Annotated in this window: 11 protein-coding genes and 1 pseudogene; 7 read left to right on the plus strand and 5 right to left on the minus strand. The window is 60.0% G+C overall.

The window, feature by feature from the left end; translation table 11 throughout:
• Window positions 1–121: 121 nt before the first annotated feature.
• The gene (locus AW06_RS14135) at window positions 122–910 is read right to left on the minus strand and encodes a hypothetical protein (protein ID WP_034951298.1); all 789 of its coding nucleotides are present in this window, start codon (window positions 908–910) and stop codon (window positions 122–124) included.
• Window positions 907–2,127, minus strand: coding sequence for a hypothetical protein (locus tag AW06_RS14140; protein ID WP_034951301.1), 1,221 nt, complete (start codon window positions 2,125–2,127; stop codon window positions 907–909). The genes AW06_RS14135 and AW06_RS14140 overlap by 4 nt, the downstream gene beginning before the upstream one ends.
• A 201-nt stretch (window positions 2,128–2,328) precedes the next feature.
• On the opposite strand from AW06_RS14140, the gene AW06_RS14145 reads away from it, so the two are divergent.
• The 6 genes from AW06_RS14145 to AW06_RS14170 all read left to right on the plus strand — a co-directional run bounded on the left by AW06_RS14145 (window position 2,329) and on the right by AW06_RS14170 (window position 10,805).
• Window positions 2,329–5,022: an N-6 DNA methylase gene (locus AW06_RS14145; protein ID WP_034951304.1), complete on the plus strand. Its 2,694-nt coding sequence runs from the start codon at window positions 2,329–2,331 to the stop codon at window positions 5,020–5,022.
• Window positions 5,023–5,027: 5 nt separating this feature from the next.
• On the plus strand, window positions 5,028–6,302 hold the full coding sequence (locus AW06_RS14150; RefSeq protein WP_273704723.1) for a restriction endonuclease subunit S: 1,275 nt from the start codon (window positions 5,028–5,030) through the stop codon (window positions 6,300–6,302).
• 111 nt (window positions 6,303–6,413) lie between these two features.
• Window positions 6,414–6,725 (plus strand): DUF4258 domain-containing protein, encoded by a 312-nt coding sequence (locus tag AW06_RS14155; RefSeq protein ID WP_034951355.1) that lies wholly within the window; start codon window positions 6,414–6,416, stop codon window positions 6,723–6,725.
• Window positions 6,722–6,985, plus strand: coding sequence for a YgiT-type zinc finger protein (locus AW06_RS14160; protein WP_034951306.1), 264 nt, complete (start codon window positions 6,722–6,724; stop codon window positions 6,983–6,985). Before AW06_RS14155 ends, AW06_RS14160 begins: the two co-directional genes overlap by 4 nt.
• Window positions 6,986–7,006: 21 nt before the next feature.
• Window positions 7,007–10,129, plus strand: a complete 3,123-nt coding sequence (locus AW06_RS14165) for an HsdR family type I site-specific deoxyribonuclease (RefSeq protein ID WP_034951357.1) — start codon at window positions 7,007–7,009, stop codon at window positions 10,127–10,129.
• Window position 10,130: 1 nt separating this feature from the next.
• Entirely contained in the window at window positions 10,131–10,805 is a 675-nt protein-coding gene (locus tag AW06_RS14170) for a SprT family zinc-dependent metalloprotease (RefSeq protein WP_034951308.1), read from the plus strand.
• Window positions 10,806–10,955: 150 nt separating this feature from the next.
• On the opposite strand, the pseudogene AW06_RS14175 reads toward AW06_RS14170, so the two are convergent.
• Window positions 10,956–11,129 (minus strand): annotated as a pseudogene (locus tag AW06_RS14175) (integrase); the annotation flags it as partial.
• A gap of 89 nt (window positions 11,130–11,218) precedes the next feature.
• On the minus strand, window positions 11,219–12,475 hold the full coding sequence (locus tag AW06_RS14180) for a site-specific integrase (RefSeq protein ID WP_034951313.1): 1,257 nt from the start codon (window positions 12,473–12,475) through the stop codon (window positions 11,219–11,221).
• 331 nt (window positions 12,476–12,806) lie between these two features.
• On the opposite strand from AW06_RS14180, the gene AW06_RS14185 reads away from it, so the two are divergent.
• Window positions 12,807–13,049 carry a hypothetical protein gene (locus AW06_RS14185; protein WP_034951316.1) on the plus strand — a complete coding sequence of 81 codons (243 nt, stop codon included), beginning with the start codon at window positions 12,807–12,809 and terminating at the stop codon, window positions 13,047–13,049.
• 336 nt (window positions 13,050–13,385) lie between these two features.
• On the opposite strand, the gene AW06_RS20775 is transcribed toward AW06_RS14185, so the two are convergent.
• Window positions 13,386–13,685 (minus strand): hypothetical protein (locus AW06_RS20775; RefSeq protein WP_273704720.1); only part of this gene is annotated, 300 nt, incomplete at its 5' end.

A 13,685-nucleotide genomic window follows, 5' to 3' on the forward strand; every position in this document is an offset into this window, starting at 1 on the left:
TTGCAAGCTCCGTGCATCGACAGCGCGAGAGCAGCCTGGCCACATTGTCCGGTCGAGAAACGCGAAAAACCAAGGGCTTGCCGTTGCTTCCAAGTGGGCGAAAACTTTCCGCCCAACTTTGTCACAGCTTCATTTTCTTCCTGATCGTGTCGGCGTCACGGCCCTTGGCGATCGCCGTCCTGGCGATCTGCTGCGCGTACCAGGTGTCGGCCATGGCTGGGCGTTTCCTGGCCAGATCCCGGTAGGCCTTCTGCCAGTCCTTGTACATTGCCTGCGTATCGAGCTTGCGTGCCTCGCGTCTGGCGTTGCTGGGCGTGTAGCGAGGATCCGCGGGCGTCGCGGCGTCTACCAACAGGCGCACTCGCTTTTCGTCCAGCAAATACGCGCCGTCGCGATACTCGATCAGGTCCGCCAAAGGCACCTCATTGCCTCCGGCAACCAACGCCAATTCGCCAGCCAGCCTCAGACACAGCACCTGGACGCGCTTGTTGCCACTGGCCATCCCGATTACCCGCAACGCAGCCGCATCGGCAGGCGAGGTACTGCGGCGCAAGCCCAGCGCGGCAGCGACAAAGGCAACGACAGCGTCGACACTGCACTGCCACTGCGCCAGCCGGTCGGCCGATACCGCCACCCGGTTGATGTCGCTGCGCTTGTCGCAGACGATGAAAGCGCTCGTCGCGTTCGTCGTGGCTGGCAGCGTATCCACCGGCATCACGCAATCACGCTCGCAGCCCGGACATACCGCACTCGCTGCCGGGCGAGATTTGGTCAGCAGGCAATGCCTCTTCATCGTCGTAACCGCAGCGTCTGGCCACTGGCTCAACTCATGGTCGCTAACGAAGGCTACGGCACCATCGTTTTCGCCAAGGCGCTCAAAGAGTTCGACGAGCGCATCGGTCGGCGTCATGAGGCGATAAGCTCAACCGCTGCGTCCGATTCAATCTCGTCGGTCGGTTCCTTGGGTTCGACGCCGGAGGCTTCGAGCATCGCGCGCAGCTTCAAATCCACTCCGTCGTATTTCAGCGAGCACGAGCAAGGGTAAGTGATGCTGAACGCAATTTTCTTCGCCGGCTTGTCCGCCGCCACCACCACCGACGCACTCAGACCGACCTGCGTCACGTAGTACCGGTGCAAGGGCGTCGCCTTGACGATCTGCTCAAGCAGGTCATAAACCGCCTTCGGGTTCTCGCTGGTATCCGCTTCCAGCGTGATGCGGTCGCCCTTCTTGTGGCGCGAAGACAGCCGCAGCTTGGTCACCACGACCCGCTCGATGCCGCTGCCGGGGTCGTAAGTCAGTTCGAAGTCGCGCCGCCGGAATGGTGTGAGGTCATAGACCCGATCGTCCCTCGGGTCCGGTGGCAGCTCCGGGAGCTTGAGAATCGTTGTCGCAAACCTCGCCTGCAAGGGTTCGATTGCCTTATAGGTGCCGCGAAAATTGAGGTCGAGCGAACCTTCTTTCTGGGAATAGACGAACACCACTTCGAAAGCCGGATTGTGCGGCCGCCGGCCCATCTTGCCATCGACCCATTCGGGCTCCTGTTGCGAATAGTCTTCCGGGTAGGCAAAGAAGTAATCCCGCTCACCCCGGCGGTAAGCCTCGACCACGCAATGTCGGGCGCGTGCCTCGGCGGGGAAGAAGTAGCCGATGATCGCCTGAGCGAGGCCGTCAATGCTGGCCTGATCGACGGCTGCCGGCACATGCGGAAAGTTCTTTCGCTTGCGCCAGTAGGGCAGCATGTCGGCGTGATAAAAACGGGTCGCCCCCAGCCAAAACTCGCGGTAGTCGAGAAAGCTGACCATCGCCCGTTCGCTGTGATTGGCCAGCGCGGACAGCTTTTCCACGAATGCCACCCGCGCGTTCGGCGCGTTCGCAAGCTGGAAAGACGCCTCGTCGAGGATCGCCCGAAAGCCCTTCTCGCAGCCCATCTCGAAGATCTCGCGCAGCTCGGCATCCATCTCGTTGCGCTGTTGATCCGGCAGACACAGCCAGGCAGCAAACAACTCGTCGGTCTTTGCGTCGCAAAAGTCGACGTCGGCGAGCACGCCGCGCGCACCAAAATAACGGGCCAGCAGAGCATTTGGCACCTGCCGGAAGAAATTCTTTGTCGAATAATGGCGCGCCATGGTCTTCTCCAGAAGACGACACAGGTTATTTCGTTTGGATTCTACCGGACGCTCCAGTACATTACCGAACGCCGGTAGCACGGATGACTAGAACGACGCGCCGGGTGCCCGGATCGCGGCGTCGCACTTCGGCGCCGAGACCGAACTTGACAACAACGCTCCACCTCACCGCCGAGCCGGACCAACGACTTCAGAGCACGCATGCAACAGGAAAAAATCACCCTCTCCCAGCTCGAAGGCTTCCTATTCAAGTCCGCCGACATCCTGCGCGGCAAGATGGACGCCAGCGAATTCAAGGAATTCATCTTCGGCATGCTCTTCATCAAGCGCCTGTCGGACGAGTTCGACCGCAAGCGCGCCGTTCTGCGCGACACCACCTTCGCCCACCTGAAAGCCCGCCCCGAACTGCTGGAGGAACTGCTCAACGACAAGACCTCCTACGGCGATACCTTCTATGTACCGCCCCGCGCCCGCTGGCACGAAGGCTGGACCGACGACGAAGGCCGCGAGGTGCCGCCGCTCAAGCACTTGAAGCACGACATCGGCAACATGCTCAACAAGGCCATCGCCGCCATTGAAGACGAGAACGACGCCCTGGCCGGGGTGCTGAAGAACAACATCGACTTCAACGCCGTCAAGGGCAAGACCAAGATCGCCGACCAGAAGTGGAAAGACCTGCTCGACCACTTCAACCAGCCCAGCTTCGTGCTGGTCAACGACCACTTCGAGTTTCCCGACCTCCTGGGCGCGGCCTACGAATACCTGATCAAGTTCTTTGCCGACAGCGCCGGCAAGAAGGGCGGCGAGTTCTACACCCCCGCCGAGGTGGTGCGCCTGCTGGTGCAACTGACCAAGCCGCAGGCCGGCAACACCGTCTACGACCCCACTGCCGGCTCGGGCGGATTCCTGATCCAGGCGCACCAGTACGTCGAGGAGCAAGGGCAGGACGCCAACGACCTCGCCCTCTACGGCCAGGACTCCAACGGCACGGTCTGGTCGATCTGCAACATGAACATGATCCTGCACAACATCACCCGCTTCACCATCGAGAACGGGGATACGCTGGAAGACCCGCTGATCCTGGAGAACGGCCAGCCGCGCAAGTTCGACCGCGTGCTCGCCAACCCGCCCTTTTCCCAGAACTACAGCCGCGCCGCCATGAGCTTCAGCAGCCGCTTCCGCGAGTTCTGCCCGGAAACCGGCAAGAAGGCCGACCTCATGTTCGTGCAGCACATGATCGCGAGCTTGAAGCCCGACGGCCACATGGCCACCATCATGCCCCACGGCGTGCTGTTTCGCGGCGGCAAGGAAAAGCTCATCCGCGAACTGCTGATCGAGGACGACCACATCGAGGCCATCATCAGCCTGCCGCCCGGCCTGTTCTACGGCACCGGCATTCCCGCCTGCGTGCTGGTGGTGAACAAAAGCAAGCCGGACGCGCTCCGGAACAAGCTGCTGTTCATCAACGCCGACCGGGAATACGCCGAGGGCAAGGCCCAGAACAAGCTGCGCCCGGAAGACATCGAAAAAATCGGCCACGTCTTCAGCCACAAGCTGAGCATCGGAAGGTACAGCCGCCTGGTGGACAAGGACGAGATCGTCAAGCAGCACGATTACAACCTCAACATCCGCCGCTATGTGGACAACACCCCCGCACCCGAGCCGGAAGACGTGCAGGCCCACCTGATCGGCGGCATTCCTGAGATCGAGGTCAGCGCCAAACAAGGCGAGTTCGACAAATTCGGCGTCGCGCCGGAACACTTCTTCGAGCCGCTGCGCGCCGACTACCTCGCCTTCCGCGCCACGCTCGACGCCAAACCCGCCATCAAGGCCGCGCTGGAGGCCGATGCCGAATTGCAGGCCAGGCTCGCGGCGCACACCACTGGGCTGGAACAATGGTGGCAGACGGCGCAGCACGACTTCGCCCAACTGCGCGCAGGGCGGAAGCTCCCCGACGTGCGCGCCGAGTTGCTCACCACCCTCAAGCAGAAACTCCAGGCCCTGGGCGTGCTGGATGAATTCAAGAGCGCCGGCGTATTCGTCAACTGGTGGCAGGCCATCCGCTACGACCTGAAAACCGTCATCTCCACCGGCTGGCACCACACCCTGATTCCCGACGCCTACCTGATCGCCGAATACTTCCAGGCCGAGGCCGACGAGATCGAGGCGCTGGAGAGCAAGATCAACGAAACCCAGGGCGAACTGGCCGACGCGGTGGAAAACGCTGCCGAAGCTGCGAGCTATGAGGCGGAAGCAGTCGAAGGCGAAGAAGGGGAGGCCAAACTCACCGCCGCCGTCATCAAGAAATACCTGAAAGACCTGATCGACGATCTGGCCGCCGCCACCTCCGCCTCGGCGCAGAAGGAACGCAAGAATTATGTGGACCTGCGCGACGGCCTCAGCGCCATCGAAACGCGCATCAAGACCCACAAGGCCGCGCTCAAGCAGCAGCAGGATGAACTGGAACTCAAACTCCGCCTCAAGCGTATCGGCGGCGATGAGGACAAGGCGGAAACCCAGGAATTGATCGCGCAAGCCAGCGCCGCCATGGCCGGACTCGATCCGGCGCTGAAGGAGGACAAGAAGAAACTCACCGCGCTGCACAAGGACCAGGCCGCGCTGGCGCAACGCCTTGCCCGCATAGACACCGTGCTCGCCGCCATCGGCGGACAACTGACCGAGGCCGACGCCCGGCGCCTGATCCTGAAAAAACTGCATGACCTCGCCAACAAGGAACTGCTGCGCTACCTGAACGCCGAAAAGCGCGCGCTGCTGGGGATTGTCGGGAACCTTTGGGATAAGTATGCGGTGTCGAGTCAGGGGCTGGAGGAGGCGCGGGCGAATACGCTGGGCGCGCTCAACGGTTTCCTCACGAGCTTGGGTTACCTGGGGTGATCGCGATGGATGGATGGACAAAAGGCACTCTCGGCGGACTCTGTTCCATTGAAATAGGTGGAACGCCCTCGCGGAGCAATCCCGATTACTGGGACTCCACCAAAGACACAAGCAACCGTTGGGTTTCAATTAAGGATCTGAATCGGCGAATGGTCTGTGAAACAGCCGAACAAATCACAGACCTTGGAGTACGCAATTCGAACGTGAAGCAACAACCCAAAGGCACCGTTCTTCTGAGTTTCAAACTCTCAATCGGGAGAGTCGCCTTCGCGGGGTGTGATCTATACACCAATGAAGCCATCGCAGGCTTGCGTTCAGAAGAACTTACACCGGAGTTTCTTTTCTACGGCCTCCAGCAATGGAATTTGCTCCAGAACGTCGATCAAGCGATCAAGGGTGCAACGCTTAATAAAGACAAGCTAAAGAAGATCGAATTTAAATATCCTGAGTCGCTTGTTGAACAAACCAAAATCGCCGAGGTGCTTTCAACGCTCGACCGCGCCATTGAGCAAACCGAGGCGCTCATTGCCAAGCAGCAGCGCATCAAGACCGGCCTGATGCAGGACTTGCTCACCAAGGGCATAGACGAACACGGCAACATCCGCTCCGAAGCCACCCACGCCTTCAAGGATTCCCCCCTGGGGCGGATTCCGTTGGAGTGGGATGCAAAATTGCTCGACGATTGTATTAGTTCGGACGCCCCAATCTGCTATGGGATTCTTATGCCCGGAACAGGTGTGGACGATGGTGTTCCAGTGATTAAGGTGAAGGATATCTTTGATGGTGAAATCTGCCTCAATGACCTTCTTCTTACCGATCCAAAGATAGATGCGGCGTACAAACGGTCACGGCTTCGCACAAATGACTTACTTATCACCATTCGGGGAACAACAGGAAGAGTCGCTTTGGTGCCAATAGCTCTTGATGGCGCAAACATTACGCAAGATGCGGCCCGCATAAGGCTGAAAGCTGGCCATCTCTCTGTTTATTTTTTTTATCTCCTTCAGTCGGCGGACGTTCAAGCACAGGTTGATCTTCAAACGCTGGGGCAGGCAGTAAAAGGCATCAATATCGCAGAAGTGCGAAGGCTGAGAGTGCCAGTTCCTCCCGAGGATGAACAGAAACGAATCTGCCAATTGCTTGAACAAATTCATTCTGCTTGGCAGGCAAGTGCTAAGTACCGTGACAAGTTGCTTCTTCAGAAGGCCGGAATGATGCACGACCTCCTCACCGCCAAGCGTCGCGTCACCCCGCTTCTTGAACCCGCCGCAGCCCAATAACCGGGACACCCGCATGGCCTACCAGGACAAGACCCCCGCCCACATCCGCCTCGATGAGCGCAACTCCCGCGTGCTCTTCCCGTGTGCCATGCCCTGCGCGCGAGTGACGCCATGTTGAGCCTGGACTGGATCAAACAATGCGTTGATCTGCAACGCTATCGCTATTCCCGGCACGGCGACCGGGAGCGGCAAAACGACGGTTTGAGCCTGGCCGAGGTGGAGCAGGCGCTGGGCTCCGGCCGTATCATCGAACAGTATGGGGATACCGGGCGCGGCGAGAGTTGCCTGCTGGCCGGCTTCACCGACGGCGGCAAGCCGGTGCATGTGGTGTGCGGCCGGATGAACGATGGGCTGGTGGTCATCACGGTGTATATTCCCATGCCACCCAAATTCAAGAACCCCTATGAGCGAGGTGCAGCATGACTGACCACTGCGTTTTCTGCGGCAACAAGCATCTATCGGCCAAGACCACGCGCTATCTGCACCAGCAGGACGGCGAGATGTTGATCGTCGAGGAGGTGCCCTGCCTGGAGTGTGATTTTTGCGGCGAACAGTATTTCGATATTGGGGTGTTGAAACGCATCGAGAGCGATCATCTGGAGATTGCCGAACACCGTCGCCAGCCGCAGCGCTATGTGCGTGTCGCGGTTGAATCCTTTGGCGGAGCGGACCGCGCCCCTTGATTCCATTGAGGTTGTCCCATGATTGACAAGACGCCCACCCCGATCCTCCTCGACGAGCGCAACCACGTCGAGAAGCCGCTGCTGGACCAGTTGGCGGAACTCCAGTGGGAAGTCATCGACCTGGAGGTGAAGCAGCAGCCCAAGCAGACTTTCCGCGAGAGCTTCACCGAGGTGGTGCTGGGGCCGGTGTTGCGCGAGCAGATCAAGGTCATCAACCCCTGGCTGGAGGACGACCAGGTGGAAGAAGTGGCGAAGCGCCTCACCGCCAGTTTCCCGAGCACCAACCTGCTGGACAACAACCGCTATGTGCTGAACCTGCTGCTGGAAAACACCAGCGTGACCGAGAACCGCAAAACGGGCGAGAAAAGCCCGACGGTGCGCTACATCGACTTCGCGCATCTGGCTAACAACCGCTTCATCGCCGTGTGCCAGTTCAAGCTGCGCATCCTGGGCACGGAGCACCACATCATCCCGGACATCGTTCTTTTCCTGAATGGCCTGCCGGTGGTGGTGATCGAGTGCAAGTCGCCCAAGCTGAAGGAACCCATCCCCGAGGCGATCGACCAGATGCTGCGCTACAGCGAACAGCGCGGCGCCAAGGGTGAGGGCAGCGCGCCGCTGTTCCATTTCAACCAGTTTATCGTCGCCACCTGCCGCAACGAGGCCAAGTTCGGCACCATCACCACCCACATCGAAAAGCATTTCTATCGCTGGTCCGACCCCTACCCGCGCACGGTGGAGGACCTGGCCCACGGCGACAGCGGCCCCAACGACCAGCAGCGGCTGGTGGCGGGCATGCTGGACCGGCAAAACCTGCTGGACATCCTCCGCAGCTTCACGATCTTCTCGGAGTCGGACAAGGGCGAGCGGATCAAGATCGTCGGCCGCTATCAGCAGTTCCGCGCCGTGAAACTGGCGGTGCAACGCCTGCTCTCCGGCACCACGCCCCGCGCCCGCAGCGGCATCGTCTGGCACACCCAGGGCTCGGGCAAGTCGCTGACCATGATGTTCATGGTGCGCGAGATGTACCGCCACGCCACGCTTTCGAAGTGGAAGGTGGTGTTCGTCACCGACCGCACCCAACTGGAACAGCAACTCGGTGAAACCGGCGGCAGCATCGGCTTTACCGTAAAGGCGGCGGACAGCATCGCCAAACTCAAGGAATTGCTGAAGAGCGACTCCTCGGGCCTGGTGATGGCGATGATCCACAAGTTCCGCGAGACCGATCTGGCGGAAACCTTCTCGGAACTGAACAATAGCCCGAACATCCTGGTGATGACCGACGAGGCGCACCGCTCGCAGTATTCGCTGCTGGGGGCGAACCTGGACCGCGCCATCCCCAATTCGGCGCGCATCGGCTACACCGGCACGCCCATCGACAAGACCGAAAAGGTCTTCGGCGATTACATCGACAAATACAGCATGCGCCAGGCCATCGAGGATGGCGTGACGCTGGAGATCATTTACGAAGGCCGCACCCACAACGCCGAGGTGTCGGACCAGTCCGGCATGGATACCGCCTTCGCCGACGTGTTCAGCGACTACAACCTGGAGCAGCGCCTGGAAATCCTGGGCTATGGCTCGCGCGATGCCTATCTCGAAGCCGAGCCCACCATCCAGGCCAAGGCCGGGGACATGGTGGCGCACTATCTGGCGCATGTATTCCCCAACGGCTTCAAGGCACAGGTGGTCGCGACCTCGCGCGAGGCGGCGGTGCGCTACAAGGCGGCGCTGGATGGAGCGCTGAGTGCAGCCATTCAGAAGCTGGAACAGGTCAACCCGCTGAACCTGGACCTCGCCCGCCTCAAGGCGCTGAAGACCGACGTGGTGATTTCCGGCAGCCACAACGATCTGCCGCACCTCAAGGCTTTCACCGACAGCGGCCGCCATGCGCGCAGCATCAAGAGCTTCAAGCTGCCCTTCGACAAGGAAGACGAAGGCGTGAGCGGCGAGATCGGTATCGTGATCGTGAACAACATGCTCTTGACCGGGTTCGACGCGCCCATCGAGCAGGTGATGTATCTGGACAAGGTGATCGTTGCCCACAACCTCTTGCAGGCCATTGCCCGCGTCAACCGGGTGGGCGGCGCGGCGAAGGAAAAGGGCTTCATCGTCGACTACGTCGGTATCGGCCACCACCTCAAGAAGGCCATCGACAATTACGACGAGCGCGAGCAGAAGGAAGTACTCGACACCTTGAGCTTTCCCGAGGACGAGTTGCGGGAATTGCGGGCCGACTACAAGGCCATCATGGCGCTGCTGGAACGTTATGGCCTGACCGATTTGACCGACACCGACGCCTTTTTCGATCTGTTCTCCGACGAGGACATCCGCTTCGAATTCATGCTGGCATTCAAGAAACTAACGCGCAGCCTGGATTTGGTGTTGCCCGCCAAGCAAGCGCTGGATTACCTGAAGACCTACAACGCGCTTACTGCGATTAACGTGCAGGCGGGGCGGCATCTGAACGACCAGCGCCTGAGCATGAAGGGCATTCCGCCCAAGCTGCGGGCGCTGACGGACCAGTATCTGGCCTCGAACGGCATCGACCAGAAGGTCAAGCCGATCTCGATTTTCGACGAGGATTTCGAGAGCAAGGTCGCCAAGCGCAAGCGCACCAAGACCAAGGCCGCCGAAGTGGAGCACGCCATCCGCCACCATCTGGACATCGAGCTGGACGACGATCCGGAACTGCAAGCTTCCTTCTCGGCGGCGCTGGCGGCCATCCTGCAAGCCTTCAAGGACAACTGGCAGCAGATTTACGAAGAACTGGAGAAGCTGCGCCAACGCATCATCGAGGCGGCCAACGAGCCGACCTATGGCCTGCACAAGAAGAAGCAGATGCCGTTCTTCCGCATGTTCAAGACCGAGGTGTTCGCTGCGGCGGAGCTTGGCGACGACCAGGTGGGCCAGTTGGTGGATTTGACCCAGCAAGTCTTTCTGGTGGTGGAACGGGAGTTGAAGCTGACCAGCTTCTGGGAGAGCGTGCCGGCGCGGAATCGTCTCAAGGCGGAAATTCAGCAGATTCTGCTGTCGGCGACGTTCAATGCCTTGCCCAATGTGGTGGCCAACCGTAACCAGATCATTTCGCGGGTGATGGAAATCGCCGAGAAGAACCACGACCGGATCCTGTACGCGGCCTGATATGGAACTGAATTACAAAACGATTTTCGCCAAACGCAAGACGCTGACGATTACGGTTGAGCGCGACCGTTCCATCGTCGTCACGGCGCCAGAGGGGACCGCGCCGGAAAAAATCCGCCAGCTCGTCGAGTCGCGCAAGTTGTGGCTTTACGAGAAAACCCGCCACGTCCAGAAGTACGATCCGCTGCCTCACCCCCCTGGCAAAGAGCTGGTAACCGGCGAGTCCTTGCCTTACCTTGGTCGGCTGTACCGCATCGAGCTGGTGGAGGGAGACGGCGAGATTCGATTCGAACAGAAATTCATTGTGCCACGCGCGCACGCCGGCCAGTCGCCAGCCTTCCGGGCTTGGTTCATCGCTCAGGCGGAGGAGAAGATTCTTCCGCGGGTGGCATCGCATGCCAGGAACCTGGGCGTCGCCTACAAGGAAGCCAAGATCGGCCAGGGCAAATATCGTTGGGGTTCATGCACGCCACAGGATAACGTGATTCTCAATTGGCGGCTGATCAAGGCGCCCATGTTCGTGATCGACTACGTCGTGGTGCACGAACTGGCGCATCTCATCGAGCAGAACCACACGCCGCGCTTCTGGAACATCGTGCGTTCGCAAGCACCGGGCATGGACAAGGCAAAGGCGTGGTTACAGAAGAACGGTGCGCTGCTGGAGCAGGAGTTATAGGCGACACCGACCAAGCGCCGACACGCCTCGCTCGCCGGTGCGTGCCTTCGATTCGTTCGCGTCCAGCGCGGCGTCGCGCAGCGCGTGATCCGCTGCGGCGCATGGGAAACGCCGTTTCCAGCGCGACCACCGCCCGGTTTCTGAAAGCAATCAGGCGCGTCGCGGCAGCGGTGTGACCGCGGCGCCCGACTTCAAACCGTCAAGATAATCCGCCCGTTGGCGCATCATGACCCGACGGTCCTTGAGAAACGTGGTCCGGTTGTAGGCTGTTTCGAGTGCGTCGGGAACCTGGTGGGCGAGCTGATGCTGGATGACTTCCGGTTTGACACTGCGCAGTTCACCGAGGTGAAGGAACAACGGCACTGCGCAACTTGCAGTCCGCCGGCCGTCGTATCACGGGCGAAAACGATCGTTCACGCGGCGGCACGAATCGGCTTGACGACCGCATCAGGCAGCACCGTCATACAGAACGCGGCCCAATCCGCCATCAGCGCAGCACGCTTGGTGAACTGCGAACCTCTCTGATACGCACGCTCGACGGCATCCGGCAATTGGTGCGCCAGCGCGTGCTCGGCGACCTCGCGCGGGTAGTTCGTCGTCTCCGCCGCCCACATCCGAAAGGTGCTACGGAAACCGTGCACGGTCACACCATCGCCGTTGGCATCCACCCACACCGGCTTGTCATCGCCGTTCATGCGACGGATTACGGCAGTCAGCGACATGTCCGACAGCGGTTGTCCCTTGATGCCGGCAAAAACGATCTCGCCATCCTTCGGCATCGACTCCAGCAACGCCAACGCCGCATCGCTCAAAGGGACCTGATGCTCGCGCCGCGCCTTCATGCGCTCGGCGGGTATCGTCCACACCTTGCCCGCGAGATCGAACTCGGCCCATCGGGCACCGCGCACCTCTCCCGACCGGCACGCCGTCAGAATGCAGAACTCCACCGCTCGCGCCGATATCCCCTCTCGTGCGCCCAGAGCCGCCATGAAGGCAGCGATGCGCTGCCATGGCAGCGACGGATGGTTGCGCGTGCGACTGGACCTGCTGATGGTGGCCAGCAGGTTCTCCAGATGCCCTTTCCAGCGGGCAGGGTTTTCGCCGGTGCGGTAACCACTCGTGGTCGCCCAGTCCAGCACGGACTCGATACGGCCGCGCAGGCGACTGGCCGTTTCGGTCTTGCTTTCCCAGATGGGCGCAAGGCACTTCACGACCAGACCCGTGTCGACATCGGCTACCGGCAGATGGCCGAGCACCGGGCTGGCGTACGTCTTGAGGGTGTTGGTCCATTGGTCCGCGTGCTTCGCGTTCTTCCACCCTGCCTTGTGCGTCTGGATGTACGCCGCGGCACACTGATCGAAAGTCATCATCTTGGCGGCGGCCAACGCGGCCGCGATCTGGTTCTGCTTCTTGGCGACCAAAGGATTGATGCCGTCGACAAGCAACTTCCGTGCGTCCAGCGCCTTCTGCCGCGCCTCCGCCAGACTTACGGTATGCGTCGGCCCCAACCCCATTCCGTACGGTTTGCCGGCCACCATGTAGCGAAACAACCAGGACTTCGCGCCCGTGGCGGTGATCTGGAGCGTCAAGCCGCCACCGTCGCCATACAGCCCAGGCTTGGTGAGCTTGCTGACCTGCAGGGCAGAAAGTCGTTGCTGTTGGCGTGCCATGCTATCCGTCCAACTATCGAAATGACTATCAAACTGTACCAGGATTTGACAGGATTGTATAGGACTGTCTTGGCTGCTTGCATCGCATATATTGCTGTTTTATATGATAATAAATGAACATCTCTGGATTCCTCTGGATTAGCATTAAGCGGACGCTCTCTCCGCCAGTAACAGCCAGAAAAGACAGTCGTAGCAAGGGTTTCAGGTTTATGAAAATGGGAATACCATCATTGATCCCATCAAATCTGATGCGATTGCATGGCATGTCGTGAGACAACAAAGCCTCAGCTTGAGGATTCCGTGCCTGTCACAAAAATGTAGGCAGCGTTACTTGATCGGCGGTCTTTCTGACGATGTGCTGAATCAGATCGGTCTGGCCGCCGCCAGCAACATCGCGCTTCGTCTTGTCCCTGGCGCCAGATTGGTCCATGCGCCGGTGACGGAAACCTTGCCGGAAACCATGAACCTTGCCCTGAACCATCGCCGCACCAAGGAAAATCCCGGTGCACGTCCGGGTCTGGTCCGATATCAAGCAAGCGGCCTTCGATTCGGCGTAAAAATCCCAACTTCCTGAAATCTCTGCAACATGCTTTCGTGTTCGCTGCTGCAATAGCTTTCCAAGCCGTCAACGTGGCCTGATCTGCTGCCCTTCGGGCTTCAATGAGTGAATCGACAACCGTGTCGTCAAAGGCTTTCGCGATTTCTGCAAGGTGGCGAACGGCAAATATCGTGTTGGCCTCCAGATCTTCTGGGTTCCTGGCCACGCTGATAGCCGTATCCAGAAACATCGAAGCGCCATCCAGCTCATCATCGGTCGAAATGCCTTCGCTGATCACGAAGAACTATGCAAGGCTGCCAGCCGGCACGAAGTAGGGATTGGCTGCGGTCGGGGTCGCGTGCTGTGTCGTGCTCATGGTTGCAGCCCTCCAGCGGCTGCCTCGTCGCGCCAGGTGTTCGCCGGGCGCGCAAACCTGTCGGCAACATGGATCCCTGCGACGATCAGGGCGTCGGTTGTGAAGTGGTGATCGTCGTTCTGGATGGCGCCGATGATGGTCGAAAGACAGGCGAAGCGAAGGCATCGCCACAGCACTTCAGGGCAGCGCTGATGGCGCCATGGAACAGGTAGAACGCGATGTGCAACTAATGAGAAGTCGTGCTGACCTATACCGGGTTCGCAACCCTCAGAGTCAGCCATGCCCCTCGAAACCTT

Source organism: Candidatus Accumulibacter cognatus, assembly GCF_000584975.1.
Classification (GTDB): Bacteria; Pseudomonadota; Gammaproteobacteria; order Burkholderiales; family Rhodocyclaceae; genus Accumulibacter; species Accumulibacter cognatus.

What these genes read in the sequence shown, in the direction of transcription:
- AW06_RS14135 (WP_034951298.1), bottom strand. Translation starts at nt 910, where the DNA reads ATGACGCCGACCGATGCGCTCGTCGAACTCTTTGAGCGCCTTGGCGAA.
- AW06_RS14140 (WP_034951301.1), bottom strand. Translation starts at nt 2,127, where the DNA reads ATGGCGCGCCATTATTCGACAAAGAATTTCTTCCGGCAGGTGCCAAAT.
- AW06_RS14145 (WP_034951304.1), top strand. Translation starts at nt 2,329, where the DNA reads ATGCAACAGGAAAAAATCACCCTCTCCCAGCTCGAAGGCTTCCTATTC.
- AW06_RS14150 (WP_273704723.1), top strand. Translation starts at nt 5,028, where the DNA reads ATGGATGGATGGACAAAAGGCACTCTCGGCGGACTCTGTTCCATTGAA.
- AW06_RS14155 (WP_034951355.1), top strand. Translation starts at nt 6,414, where the DNA reads ATGTTGAGCCTGGACTGGATCAAACAATGCGTTGATCTGCAACGCTAT.
- AW06_RS14160 (WP_034951306.1), top strand. Translation starts at nt 6,722, where the DNA reads ATGACTGACCACTGCGTTTTCTGCGGCAACAAGCATCTATCGGCCAAG.
- AW06_RS14170 (WP_034951308.1), top strand. Translation starts at nt 10,131, where the DNA reads ATGGAACTGAATTACAAAACGATTTTCGCCAAACGCAAGACGCTGACG.
- AW06_RS14180 (WP_034951313.1), bottom strand. Translation starts at nt 12,475, where the DNA reads ATGGCACGCCAACAGCAACGACTTTCTGCCCTGCAGGTCAGCAAGCTC.